This window comes from Paracoccus seriniphilus (assembly GCF_028553745.1).
GTDB classification, from domain to species: Bacteria; Pseudomonadota; Alphaproteobacteria; order Rhodobacterales; family Rhodobacteraceae; genus Paracoccus; species Paracoccus seriniphilus.
Genome location: NZ_CP067129.1, coordinates 1522771 through 1548060, shown reverse-complemented (window position 1 = coordinate 1548060; position 25290 = coordinate 1522771). Strand labels below are relative to the sequence as shown.

The 25290-nt window shown below is 62.3% G+C and carries 23 protein-coding genes and 1 tRNA gene; 11 read left to right on the top strand and 13 right to left on the bottom strand.

Annotation, left to right across the window (positions count from 1 at the left end; genetic code table 11):
• Position 1: 1 nt before the first annotated feature.
• Entirely contained in the window at positions 2-448 is a 447-nt protein-coding gene (locus tag JHW44_RS07555) for a tripartite tricarboxylate transporter TctB family protein (protein WP_089343543.1), read from the bottom strand.
• A 30-nt stretch (positions 449-478) separates the two neighbouring features.
• Positions 479-1465 carry a Bug family tripartite tricarboxylate transporter substrate binding protein gene (locus tag JHW44_RS07550; protein WP_179217656.1) on the bottom strand — a complete coding sequence of 329 codons (987 nt, stop codon included), beginning with the start codon at positions 1463-1465 and terminating at the stop codon, positions 479-481.
• 148 nt (positions 1466-1613) lie between these two features.
• On the opposite strand from JHW44_RS07550, the gene JHW44_RS07545 reads away from it, so the two are divergent.
• Positions 1614-1687 (top strand) — tRNA-Gly (locus JHW44_RS07545).
• Between the two features lie 121 nt (positions 1688-1808).
• On the opposite strand, the gene lpxB is transcribed toward JHW44_RS07545, so the two are convergent.
• The 8 genes from lpxB to JHW44_RS07505 form a co-directional block, all read right to left on the bottom strand.
• Positions 1809-2951 (bottom strand): lipid-A-disaccharide synthase, encoded by a 1143-nt coding sequence (gene lpxB / locus JHW44_RS07540; RefSeq protein ID WP_089343545.1) that lies wholly within the window; start codon positions 2949-2951, stop codon positions 1809-1811.
• An 80-nt stretch (positions 2952-3031) separates the two neighbouring features.
• Positions 3032-3829 carry an LpxI family protein gene (locus JHW44_RS07535; protein ID WP_089343546.1) on the bottom strand — a complete coding sequence of 266 codons (798 nt, stop codon included), beginning with the start codon at positions 3827-3829 and terminating at the stop codon, positions 3032-3034.
• Entirely contained in the window at positions 3826-4614 is a 789-nt protein-coding gene (gene lpxA, locus JHW44_RS07530; protein WP_089343547.1) for an acyl-ACP--UDP-N-acetylglucosamine O-acyltransferase, read from the bottom strand. The genes JHW44_RS07535 and lpxA overlap by 4 nt, the downstream gene beginning before the upstream one ends.
• The gene (gene fabZ / locus JHW44_RS07525; RefSeq protein WP_089343548.1) at positions 4607-5086 is read right to left on the bottom strand and encodes a 3-hydroxyacyl-ACP dehydratase FabZ; all 480 of its coding nucleotides are present in this window, start codon (positions 5084-5086) and stop codon (positions 4607-4609) included. The genes lpxA and fabZ overlap by 8 nt, the downstream gene beginning before the upstream one ends.
• 80 nt (positions 5087-5166) lie before the next feature.
• Positions 5167-7284, bottom strand: coding sequence for a hypothetical protein (locus JHW44_RS07520; RefSeq protein WP_089343549.1), 2118 nt, complete (start codon positions 7282-7284; stop codon positions 5167-5169).
• Positions 7281-10043 (bottom strand): DUF4159 domain-containing protein, encoded by a 2763-nt coding sequence (locus JHW44_RS07515; protein ID WP_089343550.1) that lies wholly within the window; start codon positions 10041-10043, stop codon positions 7281-7283. The genes JHW44_RS07520 and JHW44_RS07515 overlap by 4 nt, the downstream gene beginning before the upstream one ends.
• On the bottom strand, positions 10043-10930 hold the full coding sequence (locus JHW44_RS07510) for a DUF58 domain-containing protein (RefSeq protein WP_419182494.1): 888 nt from the start codon (positions 10928-10930) through the stop codon (positions 10043-10045). Before JHW44_RS07510 ends, JHW44_RS07515 begins: the two co-directional genes overlap by 1 nt.
• Positions 10920-11927: an AAA family ATPase gene (locus tag JHW44_RS07505; RefSeq protein WP_089343551.1), complete on the bottom strand. Its 1008-nt coding sequence runs from the start codon at positions 11925-11927 to the stop codon at positions 10920-10922. The genes JHW44_RS07510 and JHW44_RS07505 overlap by 11 nt, the downstream gene beginning before the upstream one ends.
• Before the next feature lie 64 nt (positions 11928-11991).
• On the opposite strand from JHW44_RS07505, the gene JHW44_RS07500 reads away from it, so the two are divergent.
• The 6 genes from JHW44_RS07500 to metK all read left to right on the top strand — a co-directional run bounded on the left by JHW44_RS07500 (position 11992) and on the right by metK (position 19154).
• On the top strand, positions 11992-12540 hold the full coding sequence (locus JHW44_RS07500; protein ID WP_089343552.1) for a DUF1285 domain-containing protein: 549 nt from the start codon (positions 11992-11994) through the stop codon (positions 12538-12540).
• An 8-nt stretch (positions 12541-12548) separates the two neighbouring features.
• The gene (locus JHW44_RS07495) at positions 12549-13334 is read left to right on the top strand and encodes a hydroxypyruvate isomerase family protein (RefSeq protein ID WP_089343553.1); all 786 of its coding nucleotides are present in this window, start codon (positions 12549-12551) and stop codon (positions 13332-13334) included.
• Positions 13335-13575: 241 nt separating this feature from the next.
• Entirely contained in the window at positions 13576-15396 is a 1821-nt protein-coding gene (gene typA / locus JHW44_RS07490) for a translational GTPase TypA (RefSeq protein ID WP_089343554.1), read from the top strand.
• A gap of 331 nt (positions 15397-15727) precedes the next feature.
• Entirely contained in the window at positions 15728-16426 is a 699-nt protein-coding gene (locus JHW44_RS07485) for a TetR/AcrR family transcriptional regulator (protein WP_089343555.1), read from the top strand.
• A gap of 154 nt (positions 16427-16580) precedes the next feature.
• Positions 16581-17972: an adenosylhomocysteinase gene (gene ahcY, locus JHW44_RS07480; protein ID WP_089343556.1), complete on the top strand. Its 1392-nt coding sequence runs from the start codon at positions 16581-16583 to the stop codon at positions 17970-17972.
• 3 nt (positions 17973-17975) lie between these two features.
• Positions 17976-19154: a methionine adenosyltransferase gene (gene metK / locus JHW44_RS07475; RefSeq protein ID WP_089343557.1), complete on the top strand. Its 1179-nt coding sequence runs from the start codon at positions 17976-17978 to the stop codon at positions 19152-19154.
• Positions 19155-19207: 53 nt separating this feature from the next.
• On the opposite strand, the gene JHW44_RS07470 is transcribed toward metK, so the two are convergent.
• Together JHW44_RS07470 and JHW44_RS07465 are read right to left on the bottom strand one after the other, a co-directional pair.
• A complete protein-coding gene (locus JHW44_RS07470; protein ID WP_179217657.1) occupies positions 19208-19564 on the bottom strand; it encodes a DUF4870 family protein in 357 nt (118 codons plus the stop codon).
• A gap of 29 nt (positions 19565-19593) precedes the next feature.
• Positions 19594-20058, bottom strand: a complete 465-nt coding sequence (locus JHW44_RS07465) for a type II toxin-antitoxin system RatA family toxin (RefSeq protein WP_089343558.1) — start codon at positions 20056-20058, stop codon at positions 19594-19596.
• A gap of 70 nt (positions 20059-20128) precedes the next feature.
• Here JHW44_RS07465 and JHW44_RS07460 point away from each other — a divergent pair, with 70 nt between their 5' ends.
• Positions 20129-20314 (top strand): hypothetical protein, encoded by a 186-nt coding sequence (locus JHW44_RS07460; protein WP_089343559.1) that lies wholly within the window; start codon positions 20129-20131, stop codon positions 20312-20314.
• A gap of 9 nt (positions 20315-20323) precedes the next feature.
• Here the strand turns inward: JHW44_RS07460 and ypfJ are convergent, their stop codons facing one another.
• The gene (gene ypfJ / locus JHW44_RS07455; protein ID WP_089343560.1) at positions 20324-21169 is read right to left on the bottom strand and encodes a KPN_02809 family neutral zinc metallopeptidase; all 846 of its coding nucleotides are present in this window, start codon (positions 21167-21169) and stop codon (positions 20324-20326) included.
• A gap of 175 nt (positions 21170-21344) precedes the next feature.
• Between ypfJ and JHW44_RS07450 the strand changes: the two genes are divergently transcribed.
• From JHW44_RS07450 to gyrA, 3 genes are all read left to right on the top strand, one after another.
• Positions 21345-21923 (top strand): YqaA family protein, encoded by a 579-nt coding sequence (locus JHW44_RS07450; RefSeq protein ID WP_089343561.1) that lies wholly within the window; start codon positions 21345-21347, stop codon positions 21921-21923.
• Positions 21920-22408 (top strand): disulfide bond formation protein B, encoded by a 489-nt coding sequence (locus JHW44_RS07445; protein WP_089343562.1) that lies wholly within the window; start codon positions 21920-21922, stop codon positions 22406-22408. Before JHW44_RS07450 ends, JHW44_RS07445 begins: the two co-directional genes overlap by 4 nt.
• Positions 22409-22556: 148 nt before the next feature.
• Entirely contained in the window at positions 22557-25253 is a 2697-nt protein-coding gene (gene gyrA / locus JHW44_RS07440; RefSeq protein WP_089343630.1) for a DNA gyrase subunit A, read from the top strand.
• Positions 25254-25290 lie beyond the last annotated feature (37 nt).

Here is a 25290-nt window from a genome sequence, read left to right as displayed (position 1 = left end):
GTCAGCGACTCCATGGCCAGACGGGGATCGTCATGTCCAGTGCCAGAACAAAGACCGCCCATGTCAGCAAGGTGACTGCCGCGCAAAGGACAAGGCGCCAACTGACACCTGCTCGCGGTGCCACGGAACTGGAGATCAGGGTTGTAAGCGCCGTGGTCGCAACAATGCCCAGGCGTGGCATCAGCACGGCAAAGACCACCAGTGACAGAATGACGCCCATCCCTTCGCGCCATGCGAAGGGCTGGGGCACGCCGGCGCGGCTCCATGCGGAAACGGTGATCACGCCTCCCAGGGCGGTCAGTATCACGCCCAGAACCACGGGAAAGAAACCCGGTCCCATGCGGCGCAGGCTACCGATCTCGTAGTGGGCGGCGGCATATGCAGCCACCGCCAGCCCGAACAGCGCAAGGATCGCCCCCCATAGAAGGTCTTGATAGTCACGTTGCATGAAACCGCTCTTTTCATGTTTTCCGGCGGTTTAGTCCTCTGTCTGGGTCTTGTCGATCACCTCGCCCCACATGGCGGTATCCTCGGCAATCCGCCGGGACAGATCCTGCGGAGTTCCGGGCGCTGTCTGCCAGCCGATGGCCAGCAGCTTTTCCTGCACCTCGGGATCGGCCAGTATCCTGCCCAGTTCGGCATTCAACCTCTGGACGACCGCTTCATCCGTACCGGCAGGGGCAATGAAGGCGTTCCAGAGTTCGGCGCGGAAATCATCAGGCAGACCCGCCTGCCCGGCCAGAACCGGCACATCGGGCACCTGAGCAAAGGGTTCTGACGAGGTGATCCCCAGCATCTTCATCTTGCCGGCTTCGACATGGGCCACGGCCGCCGAAGGGGCCATGAAACCGGTGTCGATCTCGCCGCCCAGGATCGAGGTCGTCACCTCGGCATAGCTTTGGAAGGGAATATGGAACAGCTCGATCCCGGCCTCCGAAGCAAACAGCTCGGCGGTCAGATGCGCGCCCGACCCCTGTCCCACCGAACCATAGCTGATTTCTCCCGGATGTGCCCTGGCATCCTCGATAAAGGCGGCGGCGTCATCGGCGGGGAAATCGCTGCCGACCACAAGAACCAGCGGGCTGGTGGCGATCAGGCCGACCGGGGCAATGTCGCTGGCCGGATCATAGCCAAGATCCGCAATCAGGCGCGGGGCCGTCGTCAGCGGTCCATTGATGGTGATGCCGAAGCTGAGTCCGCCGTCCTGCTGCGCAAGCATCTGCTGAACACCGATCACGCCACCGGCGCCCGGCTTGTTCTCGACAACGACCGGTTGCCCCAAAGCCTCGGACAGCGGCTCGGCGACAAGACGTGCAATCGTATCGGGCGAGGAACCGGCCGGAAAGCCGACAAACAGGTGTAGCGGCGCGGTGGGCCATTCCTGCGCCATGGCAGGCAGGCTCAGGCAGGCCAGGCCGATTGCTGTCGCGGCGCAAAAGGCACGGCGGTGATATGAACGGACCATCAGACAGATTCCCTTGCTTTGATTTTCCCCCATGTTGTTCGGGTTTTGGACGCCGGGGTCAATCTGTCGTCGAAGGCGGTTGCCGCGGGCAAAAATCTGCCTGTTTCCCTCTTGCAGGAGACGTTTCCAGACAGTATTCAAATGGTGCGCGGGTATGGTGAAATGGTATCACACGAGCTTCCCAAGCTCTTGGCGCGGGTTCGATTCCCGCTACCCGCTCCAATCATTTCCTTCAGGGATATTGCAGGACGCCGGCATCCACCCTGGCTGTCGTGGCCGGCCAGACCTTTTCCCGCGATGACGCGAATGGCCTGACATGCCGAGACGATGGTGCCAAGTGCCCTCAGATCGCTGCCAGAACCGAACGTGCAGCCCGCAGTCCCGGCGCCTCACCCCCTTTTCCAAGGCGATCCATGGTCAGTTCCATGGCATCCAGCTGGGCCTTGCGGGTGATCTTTTCTTCAAGCACTGCCTGAAGCGCCTCGGCGATCGGCCCGGGCTGGCACTCGCGGCCCAGGAATTCCGGCACCGCCCGGGTCTCGCTGACCAGATTGACCAAGGTGACCGTATCGGTGCGCAACAGCATGCCGATGATCATCCGGCTGATCGGGGCCATGTCATAGCCGATCACCATCGGCACATGATTGGCCGCCAGTTCCAGGCTGACCGTCCCCGAGGCCGCAAGGGCCAGATCCGCCGCGGCGAAAGCGGCCTGCTTTTCATCTCGCTCCTCGACCACGATGGGCGCCGTGGGCCAGCGTCGCGCCATGTCGCGCACCATATGGACAACGCCGGGAACGGTGGGCAGAACGACCCGCAATTCCGGCACCCGGTCGCGCAACCGGATCAGCGCTTCGTCAAAGCGGGACGCCAGACGGCCAACCTCGGACTTGCGCGATCCCGGCAGGCAGAGAACAAGCGGGGCATCGGCGGCGATCCCATGCCGGTCGCGAAACAGCGCGGCTTCATCCGCACCAGCAACCCTCGCCGTGGCAACCGGATGTCCGACAAAGTCGCAAGTCATGCCGGCGGCCTGCATCAACGGTGGCTCGAAGGGAAGGATTGCCAGAACATGATCGATGACCTTGGCCATCTTCACCGCGCGCCCGGGCCGCCATGCCCAGACCGAGGGCGCAACATAATGGACGGTGCGCAGCTTCGCATCCGCTTCGCGCGCGGCCGCGGCGACACGCAGGCAGAAATCGGGACTGTCGATGGTGATCAATGCGGCGGGCTGTGTCTCTGCCACGGCGGCGGCGGTTTGCGCGATGCGTCGCTTCAGCTGTCGGTATTTCGGCAGGACTTCCCACAGGCCCATCAGGCTCAGTTCTTCCATCGGGAACAGCGATGACAATCCCTGTGCCTGCATCTGTGGCCCGCCTATGCCGATGAATTCGACCTCGGGGCACAATTCGCGCAGCCCCGCCATCAGCGCCGCGCCCAATTGGTCACCGGAAGGCTCGCCCGCGATCACGAAGAACTTCATCTCTGGCCTCCAGTCCGTATGCCCTGTTCAGGCGTTCCCAGAAACAAAGACTGCCCGGAGCTTTCCCGACAGTCAGCCGATCAGTCGCGGGCCCACAGGAACAACCCGGCATTGCTGGCACGTGCAACCGTCTTGTCACGCTCAAGGACAATAACGCCGCCCGCCTGCCATGCGATCCCTGCCAATCCTGCCGCCACTGCCTGAGAGACAGTCTCGGGTCCGATGGTTGGCAGGTCGATACGACGGTCCTGCGTCGGCTTGGGGGCCTTGTAGAAGACGCCTTTGGATCCGGCGGGATCGGGTTTCAGATCACGATGGCGGCCCGCAAATTCCAGCATGGCGGCGGTGCCGGGCAAGGTTTCGATGGCAAGGCACAGCCCCTGCGCAACGACGACCCCCTGACCGATGTCGAATTCTCCTGTGCCCCGCAGGATGCGGGCAGCCTGTTCGGCATCGCGCCGGTCCGCTTCGCTTGGCGCGCCGGTCAGAATACCGGCTGCGGGGACCAGATCGGGCAAGAGTTCGTCCACACCGCGCACGGAAAGATCATGTTCCTCGAAGATATCCAGAACCTCACGCAGCGCGGCGTCATCGCCCGATTGCATGGCGGTCAGGATACGGGGAACCAGTTGCGCCGTTCTGGCATCAAAGGCCTCGGGATCCAGTCGGGGACGGCGGATGGCACCGGCAAAGACGACATTCTCGACCCGGGCCTCGACCAGAGAATCGAGAAAGGGCACCAGCCGCTCCAGCCGGAAGGGCTGGGCCGGAATTCCGGGTTCGAAGCCTTCCAGCGCATAGACCAGAGGTGCATCCAGCGCGGCGACGACGGTTTCGGCAAGGGCACCCTGCCCTGCAATCACGGCGGTTCTGCTCATGCCGGCCTCGGTGCCAGGAAAGAGCGATCAGACGGCCCCAGAATGAACTCGAGAATGTCGCGCTCCATTGCGGTTACCTCATTTTCGGATCGGCTGCGCGCGGTTTCCCGAAATGACCCCTGCCCCAGATCGGCCAGCAGGTTGCGCAGCGCGATGATATCCGCCCTGGACGCCCCGCGACGTTTCAGGCCCACAAGGTTCAACCCGTCCAGATGGCCGCGCGGCCCCTGAACAAGCCCATAGGGGATGACATCCGCAGTCACCATGGTCACCGCGCCAATCATGGCCCCGCGTCCGATCCGCACCCATTGATGCACCCCGGACAGCCCGCCCACGATCACGTCATCTTCCAGCACGCAATGACCGGCCACCGAAGCGTTGTTGACCAGAATGACCCGGTTCCCAAGCTTGCAGTCATGGGCGACATGCGCCCCGGCCATGAACAACCCGTCATCGCCAATGACAGTCACCCCGCCGCCACCTTCGGTGCCGGGGTTCATCGTCACATATTCACGGATACGGTTGCGCGCGCCGATTTCCAGACGGACATCCTCGCCGCGAAATTTCAGATCCTGCGGCACCTCCCCGATCGAGGCAAAGGGGAAAATCTCGGTTTCCGCCCCGATCGTCGTGTCACCGCTGACGACCACATGCGATTTCAGAACCGCCCCGTCATTCAGCCGGACCTGCGGCCCGACCACGCAAAAGGGACCGATCTTGACCCCGGCACCAAGCTCCGCCCCTGGCGCGATCACGGCCGAGGGGTGAATTTCGGTCTCAGACATTGGGCGACAGATCCATCATGGCCGTGAAATCGGCCGAGGCGGCAAGCTGACCGTCCACCTTGGCCTCGCCATGGAATTTCCAGATTTTCCCGCCGCCGCGCATGACCTTGCAATGCAGTTCCAGAACATCGCCCGGAACGACCATGCGGCGGAACTTGCAGTTGTCGATACCCATGAAATAGGTCAGCATCTGCTTGTCGATCAGATCCATGCTGATCCCGACGACGACGGCGGATGTCTGGGCCATGGCCTCGACAATGGTCACCCCCGGCATGATCGGACGGGCCGGGAAATGCCCCTGGAAGTGAGGCTCGTTGCAGGTCACGTTCTTGATGCCCACGGCCCCCTCGTTGGGGACGATATCGCGCACCTTGTCGATCAGCAGGAAAGGATAGCGATGTGGGATGAGGCGTTTGATCAACGACAGATCAGCCTCGGTATAGGGGGCGGGTTTGCGCGTTTCGTCGGCCATAAGCGTTCCTTCGATCGAATTGAGTTCGGTTAACAACGCCGCGGCGACTTGGCAAGCTTAACAGCAGTCGCCCCTCGGCGTCACGCCCCATTCGGGGGCAAGGATCGGTCCCTGTTGCGTCCCTCGACCAACCATCCGGCCAACGCCAGCCCCGCGATCAGGCAAAGCCATGCCCAGTCGGGCATCAGCGGTTTCCGGCGCAGGCCGGTGACGGTTGCGGCATCCCGGGGTGTGATCCCGATCCAGTCCCGCCTCACGCCGCGTCCATGGGCCCGTGCGCCGACCTTCACGGCACGCAGGTCGGGAATCCCGTCAGACAATCGCACCACCTTGCCGCCGCTGCTTTTCACCAACGGCGCCATCCCGGCCTCATCCGCCACCGTGCGTTCGAACTCGCGTGGCGCGGCGGGGCCAAGCGCCAGCACCCGTTCCAGATCATGGTCGCGCAACCGGTACAGCCCTGCCGAAGGCGCTGTCCAACTGGCTGTAAATCTGCCCTTCTCGGTTTCCCGCAAGGAGATCGTCTCGGTTTCTCCGTCCGGGCGGGTGATTTCCAGCGGACCGGCGCTTTCCAGCATTGTGCGGCGTGTAAAGCGGACATTCAGCCCGCCCGAAACATCAGCAAGCAGGGCCTCTTCTTCCAGTTCGGGCTCTTTCATCGACCAATGGGCAATGCGCCGCAGCAGCTCAAGCTGAGGGCCGCCACCCTCAAAGCCACGCCCCCACAGCCAGACCTGATCCGAGGTCAGCATCGCGACCCGTCCCTTGCCGACCCGATTCATCACCAACAGCGGCTTGTCCTCGGCTCCGGTCATGACGGTGGCCGCGCCTGCTTCGGGGATCACCTCGGCCATGCGCAACCAGCGGCCCCAGTGCTCTTCATTGCCTTCGGGTGCGCCAGTCAGCCCCGCAGTCACCGGATGGCGTCGCCCGTCATCCGTCAGTTGCGGCAGAAAGGGCTGTTCGATCACGCGACCCGTCGGGCGCGCGGGAAGAATGGTCCCCATGGGCGAAAGATTCAGGCTTTCCACGCCAGCCATCTCGGGGCCGGCGGCGACCAGGATTGCCCCGCCATCCTCGACATAGCGGACAATGTTGCGGAAGTAGTCCGGGGGCAGGATTCCGCGCACACGATAGCGATCAAAGATGATCAGATCGAAGTCATCGATCCGTTCAAGGAACAGCTCACGCGTCGGAAAGGCGATCAGCGACAGCTCATCCACCGGCACACCATCGGATTTGTCGGGCGGACGCAGGATCGTGAAATGGATCAGATCGACTGCGGCATCCGATTTCAGCAGATTGCGCCAGGTGCGTTCGCCTGCATGGGGCTCTCCGGAAACCAGAAGAACCCGCAGCCGGTCGCGGACTCCGGTGATGCTGACCGCCGCGCTGTTGTTGCGGTCGGTCAGTTCCGTCCTGTCCCCTGCATCCGGCGCATCAATGGAAATCTGCACGACATTCTGACCGGCATGGTCAATGGTGACCGGCAGATCCAGCGAGACATCAAGGGGAACCGCAAACAGCTGCTCATCCTCGCCATCGATGCTGATGCGCAGGTTGACCGATCCCGCGCGTGCCGAAGCTGGAACCTCTCCGTCATCGGAAATGCGCAGGCGAATGCGGGCCTCCTGATCGATCAGCGCGAAGGCCGGAGCTTCCTCGATGACCAGTCGGCGGTCCCAGTCATCGGGCTGACCGGTCAGCAGGACATGAAGTGGCGCATCGATCGTTTCGGGCAGCATGGCGGAATCATGCAGCAATCCGTCAGTTATCGTGATGACCCCGGCCAGACGGCTGGCCGGTTCGGCAGCCACGGCGCGGGCAAGCCGCGTGGCCAGCAATGTGCCATCGACATCATCGGTCAGGCTGATCCGGCGCAACTCGGTATCGGGCATGGCCGCGATCTGTCGGGCGATATCCTTGGATGCGGCATCGATCTGACCGGGCCGTTCGCCCAGGTCCTGACTGGCGGTCCGGTCCTCAAGCAGGATCACGATATCGGACAGACCTGAACGCTGCCCCAGTTCCATCGCAGGACCGGCCAGTGCCGCTGCGGCGGCCAGACCGGCACAGCCACGCCACAGCCAGCCCCGCAATCCGCGCCAGATGGAAAAGACCATGACCAGCAATGCCAGCACCGCCAGAGCGGCAGGAACCAACCACGGCAAGGAAGGATCGAAACGCAGTTGCGTCATGGTCGCCCTCCCTCTTCGATGCGCAGGCGGTTCAGCAATTCCGGGACATGCACCTGATCAGATTTGTAATTTCCGGTCAGCACATACATGATCAGATTGATGCCGAAGCGAAAGGCCATCTCGCGCTGTCTTTCACCCTCCCAGCCACCACGGATGGGAAAGCGGGGATAGCCACCTTCGTCAATCGCCCAGGCCTGCGCCCAGCCATTGGCGCCGATCACGACCGGCGAGACGCCATCATTAAGTTGCCTGAAGCCAGAAGTCACATCACCTTGCCCGGCGGCTGGCGGTGCTTCGACCCAGACGGGATTGCCGCTCCAGCGACCGGGGAAATCGTCCAGCAGATAGAAGGTCCGTGTCAGCACATGATCTTCGGGGATCGGGGCCAGCGGCGGCACCTCCAGCGGCGCGGCCAGACGCCGCAGGTCCTGTGACATGTCCGGGCCGCCCAGTCCGGCAACATCGCCGTCATTGGTGTCAAACAGCACCATCCCGCCCGAGCGGAGAAAATGGTTCAGCCGCAGATAGGCCAAGGGCGAGGGGGCCGGCTGGCTGTCCGTGACCGGCCAATAAAGGAACGTCAGCATCGACAGATCGTCCGTATCCAGATCAACGCCGATGGGTTCGCCCGGTTCGACCGAAGTGCGTTGGCGCAGGGCGAAGGACAGGCCCTGCAAACCTTCCCGGGAGGTCCGATCAACCTCTGCATCTCCGGTCAGCACATAGGCCAGCGCAACTTCGTCGGCGGCACGGATCAACTCGGGGTCAAGAAAGCTGCTGTCCTGCGCCTGTGCCTGCGGGGACGGCAGGCACAACAGGCACAACAGGATCGCGCCCAGCACTCTGCCGCCGCGCAGGATGGCCGCCGATCCCAGAGCATCCAGCGCCAGCAGCATGGCCGCCAAAGCCAGCAGATAACCACGCAGGGCGAGGCCGGCATTCTGCGTCTCTTGCTCGATGACGGCATTGTCCCAGGTCGCGGTCGTGACCGGACCACCGGCATTCAGGGCGATGCGGCGTTCACCGGCGGCATAGATCCCCGCGGGCCGTCCGGGGCCCGGTCCGTCGTCCAGTTCCTCTGCGGGAAGCGGGGACAGGCCATCCGGCGCGCCGCTGCGGCCAAAGCCGTCCAGCACGATCTCGGGCGTCCAGAAAGGCTGTGCGCGATCGCTGCTGTCCGGTCCTCTGGCGCTGACCTTTGCCGTGGCGACCAGCCGCTCCAGCATTTCGACGAAAACGCCAGACAACGGCAGATTGGACCAGTCCGGATTGGCCGTGACATGGAACAGCACCACCTGGCCCTGTCCAAATCGCTGCCGTGTCACCAGGGGCGTGTTGTCAGACAGCGCGGCAATCGTGCGCTCGGACAGTTCAGGCGAGGGCTGGGCCATCAGCTGCGCGCGCACCGCGACATCAGGGGGCGCGTTCAACCCGGAAAAAATCCCGTCCGCAGCAAATGGCAGCAGCCCGCGCGGATCGCCCCAGCTCAGCGCGCCACCGATATCGCGCCCGCCCTGACGCAGCATGACTGGCAGCAATGGCTCGGAGGTCAGATCCTGATAGGCGGCCATGCGCGGACCGGCAAAGCGGATCAGCATGCCGCCCGCCCTCACCCAATCGGCCAGTTCATCGGCATCGGCCATATCGACCTGATCGGCGACAATCACCACATCAGGGGCAGAATCCAGCACATCGCCCAGCCCGCCTTCGGTCAGATCGGCCGAAGGGGCCAGCGCGCGACGCAGGTAATACAGCGGCGACAGCAATTGCTGGCCCTCGGCCTGATTGTCGGCATCTCCGACCAGGCCGACCTTGCGCCTGCGCACCCGATCATCGGCCAGCAGGACCGCTCCGGCATGGGATTGACCTTCGATCTGGAACCGCCGGACGCGGTTGCGCAACTCTGGCGGCATGGTCACGGGCACCACCAAGGCATCTTCGCGTGCCCCCACGGTCGCGCCATCGGTGGCCAGACGGGACAATTCACGTTCGATCCCCTGTGGATCGGGACCGATGGCCAGAATTGCCGGGCGATTGCCCTGGGTGGCGCCATGCAGCAACAGCGCGGGTTCGTCTGAATCGTTCAATTCAAGGCTGAGCAGCCGTCGCGAGGGCACATGGACCCGCAACAGGCCACGCGCTGCCAGTTCGGCCCGCCAGAGATCGCGACCGGGGTGATCCAGCCCATCCGAGATCCACAGGCTGGTCAGCCTGCCATCAGGCTGATTGCTCAATGCATCCTGAGGATCCTCGGGCAAGGTCGAGGGCCAGGAAACCGGCTGCGCCGCCCGCAATCGCGCCAGCAACCTCTCGCCGGTGGTAAAGCTCAGCGGCGCCGGTTCTGCCCGCCCATCCGCCAGCAGCAAGGCCGCGGGTCGGCCCTGCGTGTCGGCCTCCTTCAGGGCTCTTTCGGCGCGGGCCAATCGTTTCGACCAATCTGGCGCTGCGGCCCAACCGGCGTCCATGACCACCAGCAACGGGCCATCCAGCTCTGCCTGGGCCACAGGACGCCAGACCGGACCGGCACAGCCAAGGATCACCGCTGCAACCGCCAGCAGGCGCAGAAGCAACAACCACCAGGGCGTTCTTCGCGCAACCGGAGAGCGATCGGCCAGCCCAAGCAGCAGCGCGACCCCGGGGAACAGGACCCGGCGCGGCGCAGGCGGCATGGCGCGAAGGATCAGCCACAGTGCAGGCAGCGCGATCAGCGCCGTCAGAACCCAGGGCGCCGCAAATCCGATGGGACCAAGAACCAGCATCAACGCCCCAAAGTCTGATACAGCCATCCCAGGGCATGGGCGGGGGCCTGATCGGTAGAGTGACAGGTGAAATACCAACCGGCGGTTTCGGCGGCGCGGCGCAGCCTGTCGCGGCGCTCGGCAAGGCGCATCAGATAGGCCTCGCGCAAACCGGCGGCATCATGGCTGTCATGGCGCAAACCACCACTTGGCGATCTGAAAGTGACCGCGCCATCAAAGGGGAATGTCTCTTCGTCAGGATCCAGAACCTGCAACAGGACACCCGAAACGCCCAGAGCAGCGGCACGGGCAAGAAACGGGGCGACCCAGTCGATATCGGTCAGGAAGTCCGAGAGGATGACCAGCCGTTGATTGGGACGCAACTCATCCGCTTTGGGGGCATCGCCGTCACCTGTGGCCATGGGCCTGCGCAGCAATTGCTCGGCCAGTGGTCCGGATTGCGCCCGACCCAGACGTGCCGGATGCCCCAGCAGGCCAACCTTTTCACCGCCGCGCAACAGCACCATGGCCAGCGCCAGCGCAAGCACCCGTGCCCTTGCAAGTTTCGTCGGCCGCAATTCGGAACCGCTGTAGGACATCCCCTGTCCCGAAGAGACCCACAGCCGCGCCGTCTGGGCCGATTGCGCCTCGCGGTCGCGCACGAATTGGGCATCGGAACGGGCCGATCTGCGCCAGTCGATGGCGCGGGCACTATCCCCGATTCCCGCTGGCCGGTATTGCCAGAAATCCTCGCCCATGCCCGCGCGGCGCAATCCATGCGCGCCCGGCGCAACCATGGCGGCCAGGCGCTCGGCCGAAAGGATCAGCCCGGGCAGATCGGCGCTGGCCGCTTCGGCACCGGCGCGAAGATGGGCGGTGGTCGCGGTCACATCAGCCTCACGCAGCACGTTGCCCGTTCAGGCAAGACTCGATGACCTGCGAGATCACCTCGTTCACGGTTTCGCCCCTTGCACGCGCCGCGAAGGTCAGGGCCATCCGATGGCGCAGAACCGGCGCGGCCATGGCCTGCACATCCTCGATCGTCGGAGCAAATCGCCCCTGCAGCACGGCGCGCGCGCGCGTCACCAGCATCAGCGCCTGCGCCGCACGCGGCCCCGGCCCCCAGATCAGCGAATCGGTCACGAATGAGGCCGCATCTTCGGAACCCGGACGGCAGGTCCGGACCAGATCAAGAATCGCCTCCAGCACGGTTTCACCGACCGGCATCTGCCGTATCAACCGCTGCGCGGCGATCAGCGATTCGCTATCAAAGCTTTGATCTGCGGTCCCTTCTTCAATGCCGGTGGTGGCCAGCAGAATATCGCGTTCTGTCGCGCGGCTGGGATAGTCGACATCCAGCTGCAACAGGAACCGGTCCAACTGGGCCTCGGGCAAGGGATAGGTGCCCTCTTGCTCGATCGGGTTCTGCGTCGCCAGAACATGAAAAGGGCGACCCAGGGGGCGATGCTGGCCACTGACGGTGACCTCGTGTTCCTGCATGGCCTGCAACAGCGCCGATTGCGTGCGTGGCGAGGCGCGGTTGATCTCATCCGCCATCAGCAACTGGGTAAAGACCGGACCTTCGATAAAGCGGAAGCTGCGGGTACCGTCGGGCATCGCGTCCAGCACTTCCGAGCCCAGAATATCCGCGGGCATCAGATCGGGGGTGAACTGGATCCGCTGGCTGTCCAGCCCCAGCGCCCTGGCCAGCGTATCCACCAGCATCGTCTTGCCCAGTCCGGGCTGTCCCACAAGCAGGACATGCCCGCCCGCCAGAACCGCCGCCAGAACCTGCTCGACCACATCATGCTGGCCCACGAATTTCTGTTCGACGCTGGTGCGCACGGCGTTCAGTCGCTCGGCCAATGCCTGCACCTGCCCGACGAGAATTTCATCCGCACTCATGACAATGCCCTTCTGCTGCTCTAGACCGGAGCATAGGCAACTCAGCAAGAGGCGACCATATCGAATGCCGGATCAGAGTGACAAAAGCGTGAGCGCAGAAGGAATTGCCGCAGCCGCCAGCAAGGCCGCTGCAAAGGGCGGCTTGCCGCCGGTGCATTTGTGGAACCCGCCGTTTTGTGGCGATCTGGATATGGAGATCCGCGCCGATGGCACCTGGTTTCACGAGGGAACGCCCATTGGCCGCCCCGCCATGGTGCGGCTGTTTTCGACCATTCTGAAACGCGAAGGTGATGACTACTTCCTGGTCACACCGGTCGAAAAGGTCGGAATTCGCGTGCAGGACGCGCCCTTCATCGCCACGGATGCCGATATCACCGCCGATCGCATCGTCTTTACCACCAATGTCGGCGACAGCGTCGTGGCGGATGCCGATCATCCGATCATCCTGCGCGGTGACAGCAGCGCCCCCCGGCCCTATGTCCATGTCCGTGCCGGGCTGGAGGCGCTGATCGACCGCAAGACCTTCTACCGGTTGGCTGCGGCCGCGGATACCGGCCCGGATGGTCGCGCTGGCGTGCGCTCCTGCGGGCAGTTCTTTCCTCTGGAGAACTGACGGCACCGATGCCACGTTTTGCTGCGAATCTGTCGCTGATGTTTACCGAACTGCCCATCCACGACCGCTTTGCCGCGGCCGCAGATGCGGGTTTCAAGGGTGTCGAGCTTCTGTTTCCCTATGATGTCGCAACCGACACCCTTTCGCGCGCAGCGCGCGCGGCCGGTCTGAAGATCGTCCTGCTGAACACGCCACCCCCGAACTGGTCCGGGGGGCCGCGTGGTTTTGCCGCCGTGCCGGGGCTGGAAGCGCGTTTCCAAAGCGACTTCAAACGCGCCTTGCGATTCGCACAGGACCTGCAGGCGCGCCACATCAATATCATGGCAGGCGAATCCTCGGGCGATGAAGCCCGCAGGGTCTTTCTTCGGAATCTGATATGGGCGGCGCAATACGCCCCCGAGGTCAGCCTGACCATCGAGCCGGTCAGCCCGGCCCTGCATCCCGAGAACTTCCTGACCAGCTATGATCAGGCGGCGGCGTTGATCGCCGAAATCGACGCGCCAAACCTGGGGCTGCAACTGGACAGTTTTCACGCCCGGATGATGTCGAAAGATGTCGCGGCCACATTCAGAACCCATCAGGCCATGATCCGCCATGTTCAGATCGCGGGCCATCCCGGACGTCAGGAACCGTCCGACAAAGACTTTGATCTGCATGGCTTTCTGGTCATGCTGGATGATCTGGACTATCGCGGCTATGTCGGGGCCGAATACGAACCCCATGGCCTGACCCGCGCCGGACTGGGTTGGCTGCATCAGGCATTGATGGTGAAGGATGGAACCCGATCCGCCTGAGCAGGTTGGGCCGTCAATGCACCGCGATGATCGCGGCGCCCTGTCAGGAGAAGCTGTTCATGAATTCGATCATCTATATTGTCGGTCTGGTCGTTGTCGTCCTGTTCATTCTGTCCTTTCTGGGGCTGCGCTGACCCCGACCGGGCTGGTGACGTCCGGTATCGGCGTTGATAATGCGATTACCGCTGGCAATTCACCGCCCGTTTCTATAGGGCAGCGGCGAATTGTACGGAAGGCTACCATGGATATCCGCAACATCGCCATTATTGCACACGTTGACCACGGCAAGACGACGCTGGTCGACCAGTTGCTGAAGCAATCCGGTTCTTTCCGCGAAAATCAGGCCGTCGCCGAACGCGCGATGGACAGCAACGACATCGAACGTGAGCGTGGCATCACCATTCTGGCCAAGGCAACCTCGGTCGAATGGAAAGGCACGCGCATCAATATCGTCGACACCCCGGGCCACGCCGATTTCGGCGGTGAGGTCGAACGGATCCTGTCGATGGTCGATGGCGTCTGTCTGCTGGTTGATGCCGCAGAAGGACCGATGCCCCAGACGAAATTCGTGACCTCGAAGGCCCTGGCCCTCGGTTTGCGCCCGATCGTCGTTCTGAACAAGGTGGACAAGCCCGCCGCAGAACCCGATCACGCGCTGAACGATGTGTTCGATCTTTTCGCCAATCTGGGCGCCAGTGACGAGCAACTCGACTTTCCGCATCTGTATGCCTCGGGCATCGGGGGATGGTGTGACGAAACGCTGGACGGTCCGCGCAAGGACATGACTGCGCTGTTCGATCAGATCCTGAAACATGTTCAGCCGCCCAAACAGGTCGAACATGCCGATGAACCCTTCAAGATGCTGGCCACCACCCTGGGGGCCGACAACTTTCTTGGCCGCCTGCTGACCGGTCGGGTCGAAGCAGGACGCGCCAAGGCGGGCGACACGATCAAGGCGTTGTCGCGCGACGGCGACCGGATCGAGCAATTCCGCATCAGCAAGGTTCTGGCGTTCCGCGGATTGACCCAGACCCCGATCGACGAGGCTGTTGCCGGTGACATCGTCACGCTTGCCGGCATGTCCAAGGCGACGGTGGCGGATACGCTCTGCGCGCTCGACGTCGAGACCGCCCTGCCCGCACAACCGATTGATCCGCCCACCATCAGCGTGACCTTCGGCATCAATGACAGCCCGCTGGCCGGCAAGGACGGCAAGAAGGTCCAGTCGCGCGTCATCCGCGAACGCCTGATGCGCGAAGCCGAGGTGAATGTCGCCATCCGGGTCGAAGACACTCCCGGCGGCGAGGCTTTCGTGGTCTCGGGTCGCGGGGAATTGCAGATGGGCGTTCTGATCGAGAACATGCGCCGCGAAGGCTATGAACTGTCGATCAGCCGTCCGCGCGTGATCTTCCGCGAAGAAGATGGCGTCCGCATGGAGCCGATCGAAGAGGTCATCATCGATGTCGATGACGACTATACCGGCGCAGTGATCGAAAAGCTGACTGGCGACCGCAAGGGCGAAATGGTCGACATGCGTCCCGCGGGCGTCGGCAAGACGCGGATCGTGGCACATGTGCCGTCGCGCGGCCTGATCGGCTATCATGGCGAATTCATGACCGACACGCGCGGCAATGGCGTTCTGAACCGTATCTTCCATGGATGGGCACCCTACAAGGGTCCGATCCAAGGGCGTCGTCAGGGCGTGCTGATCAGCATGGAAGATGGTGTCAGCGTTGCCTATGCGCTTTGGAACCTGGAAGATCGCGGCAAGATGTTCATCGGCTCGCAAGAGCAGCTGTATCAGGGCATGATCATCGGCGAACACAGCCGTGACAATGACCTGGAGGTGAACCCGCTCAAGGGCAAGAAACTGACCAACGTCCGCGCCTCGGGCACGGATGAGGCGGTCCGGCTGACGCCCCCGGTTCGGATGTCGCTGGAAGAGGCAATCGCCTATATCAATGATGATGAACTGGTTGAAGTCACGCCCAAGAACATCCGGTTGAGAAAGCGCCATCTCGACCCGCATGAACGCAAGCGTCAGGCCCGCGCCGAGGCCTGATCCCGTCCGGACATGTCAGACCGCCGTGCAGCCCCGCTGCGCGGCGGTTGTTCTTTTATATTAGTTCGTCGTTAACCGTGTCTGTGTTACGCTGGGTCAAGTTGGGATCCAGAGAGGCTGAACATGTATCGCATTTGCGTGTCGGATGTCACGGACCGCTCTGACCTTGTTCGGAATATCTCGCGGAACAGGGCGCGAATCATGCGCAGCGCCGACGAATTTTTCCACGGGAGTATAACTGCTTGTCTCGAAGAACTGGAATGTTAGATAGACATATTGGACAATACGGATCCGTTCACATGTCAAGTTCATCTTCGTGAAAGGGCCTGCCATGGCGATGACCATCGACAAGAAGCTCGGCGCCGATTTCGGCAACATGAAAGGCGATGACATGAGCAACAGACGGCAAGGTCTTGCGGGTGTCGGCCTGCATGGCCGCACGATCGCAACGTTGCTTGATGTGCTGGAAAGTTCTCAGACGACATTGCCTCAGATCGAGGATCTTTCCGAGATCCTGGGGGTTTCGGCACAGGATCTGCGCAAGATATTCCCGGATGAGCATTCCGTTCTTGTGGCGGCCGCGGAACAGGCGCTGGTTCGCTTGATGGATGCCTGCGTCAAGGCCGTGGTCAAGGTCGACCCGCAGGACTCGGTCGCACAGTTTCTTGCCCTGGGCGAAGCCTATATCGAATGGGCCGACATGCATCGCGCGCAGTTCCGGCTGTTGTCGGATGACCGCATGCTGAACCTGCTGAACGTTCCGTCACTGCGCCGATATGCGACCTCGCTGGACGAATTGATGGGGCGTATGCTGGAACGGGCCCGCGATGCCGGCCATCTTGCCGAAGATGAGAATATCCGGCTGATGGTTCTGTCCAGCCGCTCATTTGCTTATGGGCTGGCGCGCATGGTCGTCGATCAGCGCATGTCCGAATGGTATCCCGACACGCCACAGGTCGAGGCGGCAAAGATCGCGCTTCATGATTTCGTCAGGCGTATCGCCCGCGGCTCTACGCGCAAGCCGAACTGAGCCAGTGCCCCAGATGACGCGACAGGCACGGCCAGGCCTGCGGCAGCACGCTGATAATGCCCGGCAAGGGGCGGCTGTGCGCAAAACGGCCTTTCACCTTCGGGGGGCATCCATTATCACGGGGCGAAATTCAGTTTAACGAAAGATCGCCCCCGTGACCGATTATATCATCAGGGACATCGGCCTTGCGCAATTTGGCCGCAAGGAATTCGATATCGCCGAAACCGAAATGCCGGGTCTGATGGCGTTGCGGAAAGAATATGGTGAGAGCAAACCCCTTGCAGGTGCCAGGATCGCGGGCAGCCTGCATATGACGGTTCAGACCGGAATTCTCATCGAGACCCTGACCGCGCTTGGTGCCGAGGTCCGTTGGGCCTCGTGCAATATCTATTCCACCCAGGACCATGCCGCCGCCGCAATTGCCGCCAGTGGCGTACCTGTCTTTGCCGTCAAGGGCGAAACGCTGGAAGAATACTGGTCTTATACCGATCGGATCTTCCAGTTCCCGGAGGGCACCGCCAATCTGATCCTGGACGATGGTGGCGATGCGACCATGTATATCCTGCTGGGCGCGCGTGTCGAAGCAGGCGAAACCGATCTGATCGCCGTTCCCACCAGCGAAGAGGAAGAAGCCCTGTTCGCGCAGATCCGTAAGCGGCTCGCGGCCAGCCCCGGCTGGTTCGCCCGTCAGCGCGATGCGCTGAAGGGCGTCAGCGAGGAAACCACGACCGGCGTGCATCGCCTGTATGACCTGCACAAGAACGGCCAGTTGCCCTTTCCCGCGATCAACGTGAATGACAGCGTCACCAAGTCGAAATTCGACAACAAATACGGCTGCAAGGAGTCACTGGTCGACGGCATCCGCCGTGCAACCGACGTGATGATGGCCGGAAAGGTCGCCGTTGTCTGCGGATATGGTGATGTCGGCAAGGGCTCGGCGGCCAGCCTGCGCGGCGCGGGCGCGCGCGTCAAGGTGACCGAGGTTGACCCGATCTGCGCCCTTCAGGCGGCGATGGACGGTTTCGAGGTGGTCACATTGGAAGATGTGGCGGCCGACGCGGATATCTTCGTGACCACGACCGGCAACAAGGACGTCATCCGCATCGAGCATATGCGCGAGATGAAGGACATGGCGATCGTCGGCAATATCGGCCATTTCGACAATGAAATTCAGGTCGCTGCGCTGCGCAATCACAAATGGACCAACGTCAAGGACCAGGTGGACATGATCGAGATGCCCTCGGGCAACCGGATCATCCTGCTCAGCCAGGGCCGTCTGCTCAATCTGGGCAACGCTACGGGACATCCCAGTTTCGTCATGTCGGCCAGCTTTACCAATCAGGTGCTGGCGCAGATCGAACTGTGGACCAAGGGCAGCGAATATCAGCCCGGCGTCTATATCCTGCCCAAGGCGCTGGACGAAAAGGTGGCCCGTCTGCATCTGGACAAGATCGGGGTCAAGTTGTCGACCCTGTCCAAGGAACAGGCCGACTATATCGGCGTGTCCCCGGAAGGCCCCTTCAAACCAGACCATTACCGGTATTGATCAATGCCTGAATATTCGCTTTTCACCTCCGAGTCCGTCTCGGAAGGCCATCCCGACAAGATCGCCGACCAGATCAGCGACGCGATTCTGGACGCCATTCTGGCCGAGGACCCGCGCGCACGCGTAGCCTGCGAGACGATGGTAAAAACCGGCGTCGCCATCATCTCGGGCGAGATCACCACCAGCGCTTGGGTCGATCTGGAATCGATCGTGCGCGACGTGATCAATGATATTGGCTATACCAGCAGCGATGTCGGCTTCGACGGGGCGACCTGTTCGGTGATCAATATCATCGGCAAGCAATCCCCCGAGATCAATCAGGGCGTGGATCGCGCCAGCCTGGAAGAACAGGGCGCGGGCGATCAGGGCCTGATGTTCGGCTATGCCTCGGATGAAACCGATGTGCTGATGCCCGCCCCGATCACCTATGCCCACCGGCTGGTGGAACGTCAGTCCAAGGTCCGTCGCGACGGCACGCTGAACTGGCTGCGCCCGGATGCCAAGTCACAGGTCACCCTGCGCTATGGCGAAGACGGCCGTCCGACCGGCATTGATGCGGTCGTTCTGTCCACCCAGCACAATCCCGATATCTCGCTGGCGGATCTGCGCGAAGCGGTGATCGAGGAAATCATCAAGCCGGTTCTGCCTGCCGAATGGCTGTCGGCCGAGACCAAATATTTCATCAACCCGACCGGAAAATTCGTCATTGGCGGCCCGGTGGGTGACTGCGGGCTGACCGGGCGCAAGATCATCGTCGACAGCTATGGCGGCATGGCCCGTCACGGTGGCGGTGCGTTTTCGGGCAAGGATCCGTCCAAGGTCGACCGCTCGGCCGCCTATGCCGGGCGTTGGGTCGCCAAGAATATCGTGGCCGCCGGTCTGGCCAGCCGCTGCGAAATTCAGGTCAGCTATGCCATTGGCGAGGCACAACCTACCTCGATCAGCCTCAACACATTCGGCACGGAAACGGTCGCCCATGATCGTATCGTCGCCGCGGTCCGCGAGGTCTTTGACCTGCGACCCTTCGCGATCATCCGCGATCTGGACCTGCTGCACCCGATCTATCGCCCGACGGCGGCCTATGGTCATTTTGGACGTGAGCCCTATGCGCTGGCCAATGCCACGGCCTTCAGCTGGGAGCGCATCGACCGCGCCGAAGCCCTGAAAGCGGCCTTGAGTTGAAAAGCCGGAAAAGGGGCGCAGGCCCCTTTTCCTTCATCCTTGGGCTGGAGGGCTCAATAGGCCATCATTCCCCAGTGCCGCGTCCCCGAGATCGGCTTGCCGTCATGGGCCAGCAGAAAGCCCGACAACACCCGCAACACGCCCCAGACTGCCAGGAACAGCCAGATCAGCAGGCCGATTCCGATGACCGTGGTGATCAGGGCCAGCACGGCGATGCCAAGGCTGATCCAGAAAGTTCTGATCTGAAAGGTCAGATGGCTGTCCAGAACCGGATCCTTGCCACGTGACAGATAGGCATAGACCACACCGGCCAGCGTGGTCACCGCCACCAGATAGCCAATCGCATACAGCCCATAGACAATCTTGGCGGGCATCAGATCCGGTTGCGCCTTTCCCGATGTCGGAGTCATGTCGAAATCCTGCGCTGCTTGAATGAATCCTAGCTGTAAAGCGCGCGGGCGCGATCTTCAAAGGCTTTGACGATCCGAGACATGGCTTCGTGAAAGACGACGCCGATCAGCTTTTGCAGGATGGCATTGCGAAATTCGAAGTCGACATAGAACTCGACACGGCAGCCACCCTCGGGGCGGTCGGTAAAGACCCAGCCGCTGCGCATGTATTTGAACGGCCCGTCCAGATATTCGGTGTCGATCTTCAGGGCCCCTGTTGCGCTGTCCGCGGGCCACAGGACCACCCGGCTGCCAAAGCGTTCGCGGAACACCTTGAAGCTTATGACCAGATCGGCGGCGATTTCCTCGGCGCCATCTTCGCGCGTCTTGCGGGTGCGGATCCGCGCCGCGCTGTTCCATGGCAGGAACTCGGGATATTTCTCGACATCGGCCACCAGCGCGAACATCTGGCTGGCGGTATAGGGAAGGTCGCGGCTGTCCTGATGATGCGGCAAGGTGATCTCTTGTGTTTCGTGGCATTCGGGTGTTGTCTTGCGCCACCGGCATTAGCAGGGAGAGCGGGCAATGAACAACCTGATCTGGCTGCTTCGCGCATCGAAATGGGCGCGAAACCCGCCCAGCAAGGCCCGTGTCATGCTGGTTCTTGCGGTGATTGCACTGGCCATCGGGATCGTCGCACTTGAAAAACTGGGGCTCTGGCCGGAATGGGCGCAGATGACACATGGCCGGGCGCCGCGCCTGCCGCATTGAGCCGCACCCCTACAGCCCCGCTGCCGCGAAGGTATCGCATTGCGCCATGTCGCCGGAATTATAGCCCCGCATCAGCCAGTCCTGACGTTGCCGCGCCGAACCATGGGTAAAGCTGTCGGGCATGGGCGTGCGCCCTGCCCCGGCCTGAATGACATCATCACCCACCGCATGGGCGGCCCTCATGGCCTCTTGCAGATCGCCGGTCTCCAGCAGGTCAAAGCGTTGATCCGCCTGCCGCACCCAGATGCCGGCATAGCAATCGGCCTGCAGTTCCACGAGGACCGACAGCGCATTGGAATCCGCCTTGCTGACGCGGCTGCGCAGTGAATTGACCTGCCCCAGCGTGCCCATAAGGTTTTGCACATGGTGCCCGATCTCATGGGCAATGACATAGGCGAAAGCAGCATCTCCGCCCGCCTGCATCCGTTGCTGCATCTGTTCGAAGAAATCCGTATCCAGATAGACGCGCTGGTCGTTGGGGCAATAAAACGGCCCCATGGCCGCCGAGGCCCCGCCGCAGGCCGATTGAACACTGCCGCGAAACAGGACCAGCGTCGGCTCGACATAGGAGATATCGGCCTGTTGCGGCAATACCGCCGCCCAGACGTCTTCGGTATCGGCCAGAATGACCGAAGCAAATTCGCCGTATTCCCGGTCGCGCGCGCTCAACGGCTGTCCTGTCCCGGCGGGCTGTTGATCGAGTTCACCGACGATCGGCGCGATATCGACACCGAAGAAATAGCCGACGGCTAGCACGACCAACATGCCGACAATGCCCATGCCGCCCGCACCACGCCTGCCAAGGCTGCGCCGGTCGTCGATATTGCGGCTGCTGCGCCTGCCTCGCCACTGCATGATGGTCCGCCTTTCTGCGAAGCGGTCTGCGCCATTGCGTCATGAGGCGCGCGACCGGTCACGATTGCCGAAGATGTCACAGGTCATGATCACAGCCTCGCGAAAGCAGCGCAAGGTGCTTGACCCTGTTCACTTGCCGGTCCATCCACGGCCACGGAATACGGAAGGGACCGTGATGCTGCGCAGGCTTTATGACTGGACCATGGGACTCGCGGCGCATCGCCACGCCATGCCGGCCCTTTTCGGCATCAGCTTCATCGAAAGCTCGGTCTTTCCGATCCCGCCGGACGTGCTGATGATCCCCATGGTTCTGGCGCGTCGCGCCCGCGCGATGGCCATTGCCTTCATCGCGACCTTCGGCTCGGTTCTGGGGGCCATGTTGGGTTACTGGATCGGTGCCGCGCTGATGGACAGCGTCGGCCAATGGGTGCTGAGCGCCTATGGCAAGCAAGAGGCCTATGAGGTTCTCTCGGCAAGGTTCAACGAATATGGCGGCTGGGCCGTCCTCTTCGCGGCGCTGACGCCCTTTCCCTTCAAGGTCATCACGATCTTTTCCGGCGCTGTCGCCCTGCCTCTGCCACTGTTCCTGCTGGCGACGGTTCTGGGCCGCGCCGCACGCTTCTTTGTGGTCGCCGGACTGTTGTGGCGCTTTGGTCCGCCCATAAGGGATTTCATCGAGAGACGCCTGGGCCTTGTTTTTACCGTCTTCATGGTCTGCCTCATCGGCGGCTTTGTCGCATTGAGGTATCTATGAACGCACGCCAACTGACATTTCTGGCCGGAGCCGGTTCCGCGGGCCTGCTGATCGCTGCGCTGGGGTTCCAGGCTGCGGGCTATGCACCCTGCGAATTGTGCATCCTGCAACGCTGGCCACATCTGGCGGCCGCAGTGATCGCCGCGCTGATCTGGCTGACCGGACGCCTGCGTGCATTCGCCGTGCTGGGCATGGTGGCGGCCGCGGTGGCGCTGGGACTGGCGATCTATCACAGCGGCGTCGAGATGGCATGGTGGCCAGGGCCTGCGCATTGCTCTGGCGGAGTCGGAGATATCGCCAGCATGTCCGCCCAGGACCTCTTGACCAAGCTGCAATCGGCGCCGGTGACACGTTGTGACGAGGTCAGCTGGCGCTTTGTCGGGCTGTCGATGGCCAGTTGGAACGCCATTTGCTCGGCCGGGCTGCTGGCGATCTGGACGATCGCGTCAATGCGCGGTCTAAAAGGCATCAATACGGCAAAATAAGGGGGGGCAAGATTGCCCCCAGAAACCCTGTCGGCTATACCAAACTTCAACAAGATGTTGAGGAATTTCCGTGGCCGATACTCCAGAAGACGACATGCCCGAAACGCCACAGTCCGGACCGGACAGCACCGATCCGGTGCGCAGCGTGATGCCTCATGACGGGCCGGTGATCGATATTTCATCCGAGATGCGGACATCCTATCTGGATTACGCCATGTCGGTCATCGTCAGCCGTGCGATCCCCGATTTGCGTGACGGGTTGAAGCCGGTTCATCGACGTATCCTTTACGCCATGCAGGAAAGCGGCAATACCGCCGACAAGCCCTATCGCAAATCGGCGCGACCGGTCGGCGACGTGATGGGTAAGTACCACCCGCACGGCGATGCAGCGATCTATGACGCCCTGGTGCGGATGGCGCAGGATTTCTCGATGTCCCTGCCTCTTCTGGACGGTCAGGGCAACTTCGGCTCGATGGATGGCGATCCGCCCGCGGCCATGCGTTACACCGAAGTGCGCATGGACAAGCCTGCCGATTTCCTGCTGAAGGATATCGAAAAGGATACCGTCGACTATCAGGACAACTATGACGGCAAAGACCGTGAACCCACGGTCCTGCCCGCCCGTTTTCCCAACATGCTGGTCAATGGTGCCGGCGGGATCGCGGTCGGGATGGCCACCAACATCCCGCCGCACAACCTGGGCGAGGTCATCGATGCAACATTGGCCCTGATCGAAAACCCCGATCTGCCGACCGAGCGGATCATGGAAATCATCCCCGGTCCGGATTTCCCGACCGGCGCGCTGATCCTGGGCCGTTCGGGCGCGCGCAAGGCCTATCTGGAGGGTCGGGGCAGCGTCATCATTCGCGCCAAGACCCATATCGAGGAGCCGCGCAAGGACCGCTATGCCATCGTCGTCGACGAAATCCCCTATCAGGTGAACAAATCCAGCCTGATCGAACGGATCGCCGAACTGGCCAAGGAAAAGCGGGTCGAGGGGATCTCTTCGGTTCAGGATGAATCCGACCGTCAGGGTGTCCGCGTCGTGATCGAACTGAAGCGCGATGCCACCCCCGAGGTCGTATTGAACCAACTGTTCAGATTCACCTCGCTGCAGACCACCTTTGGCTGCAATATGCTGGCGCTGAACGGCGGCCGTCCCGAGCAACTGAAGCTGCGCGATTTTCTGACGCATTTCATAAGCTTCCGCGAAGAAGTTGTGGCGCGACGTACAGCCTATGAACTGCGCAAGGCCCGCGAGCGCAGCCACGTCCTGTGCGGTCTGGCCGTTGCCGTCAGCAATGTGGACGAGGTTGTGGCCACCATCCGCAGCAGTGCCGATGGCGCGGAAGCCCGCGAAAGGCTGATGCAACGCCGCTGGCCCGCCCATGAGATTGCCGAATATCTGCGCCTGATCGACGACCCCCTGCATCCCATCAATGATGACGGCACCTATTATCTGTCGGAAACGCAGGCCCGCGCCATTCTGGACCTGCGCCTGCAGCGCCTGACACAGATCGGCGTCAAGGAGGTCACGGACGAACTGCAGCAGCTGGCTGACGCGATCCGCGACTATCTGGCAATCCTGGCCTCGCGCGAACGGATTCTGGAAATCATCTCGAATGAATTGCAGGAAGTGCGCGATCAGTTCGCCGTCCCGCGTCGCACCGAGATCACCGAATGGTCCGGTGACATGATGGACGAGGATCTGATCGAACGCGAAGACATGGTCGTCACCATCACCTCGGGGGGATATATCAAGCGTACCGCGCTGGCCGAGTTCCGTGCTCAGCGGCGCGGTGGCAAGGGCCTGTCTGGGATGGCCACCAAGGAGGATGATGTCGTCACGACATTGTTCGTCGCCAATACCCATACCGAGCTGCTGTTCTTCACGACCGATGGCATGGTCTATCGGCTCAAGACCTGGAGACTGCCCTTGGGCGGGCGGACCTCGAAGGGCAAGGCGATCGTGAACATTCTGCCCATCGACCCGGGAGTCTCGATCGCGGCATTGATGCCTGTCGATGCCCCAGAGACTGAATGGGAAGCCTATCAGATCGTCTTTGCGACCTCGCAGGGTGACGTGCGCCGCAATGCGCTGTCGGATTTCACCAATGTCAAATCCAACGGCAAGATCGCGATGAAACTGCCGGAAGGTGTCAGCCTGGTCGGTGTGCGTATGGCCACCACCGAAGACGACATGATGCTGTTCACCGAACATGGCCGTGCGATCCGCTTTCCGACCACGGCGGTTCGGGTCTTCAAGGGGCGCGATTCCACCGGAGTCCGTGGCATCCGGCTGGCCGAGGGCGACAGCGTTGTCAGCATGTCGGTCATCCGCCATTTCGAAGCCGACCCGGCAGAGCGCGCGGCCTATCTGAAGATGCGCCGAGCCGTCGCCGGTGCGCTGGATGACGGTGCCGAGGCCGACGAGGATGAAGAGAACGTGGTCGAGGGTGAAATCTCGCCGGCACGCTATGGCGAGATGTCGGCCGCCGAAGATCTGATCCTGACGATCACCGCCAATGGTTCGGGCAAGATCAGTTCCAGCCATGACTATCCTGTCCGCGGTCGGGGTGGTCAGGGTGTCATGGCCATGGACAAGGCCATGCGTGGCGGTTCCCTGGTGGCCAGTTTCCCGGTCGAGACGGATGACCAGATCATGCTGGCGACATCGACCGGTCAGTCGATCCGGGTGCCGGTCGACGGGATCAGCTTCCGCTCGCGCAGTGCAGGTGGCGTGCGTGTCTTCAACACGGCAGCAGGCGAAAAGGTCGTCTCGGTCGCGCGCATTGCGGAACAGGGCGATGCGGAAGATGCTGGAAATTCCGAAGAAGATACCTAGTGTAAACAAAGGCCGGGCGGCTATCAGCACCGCCCGG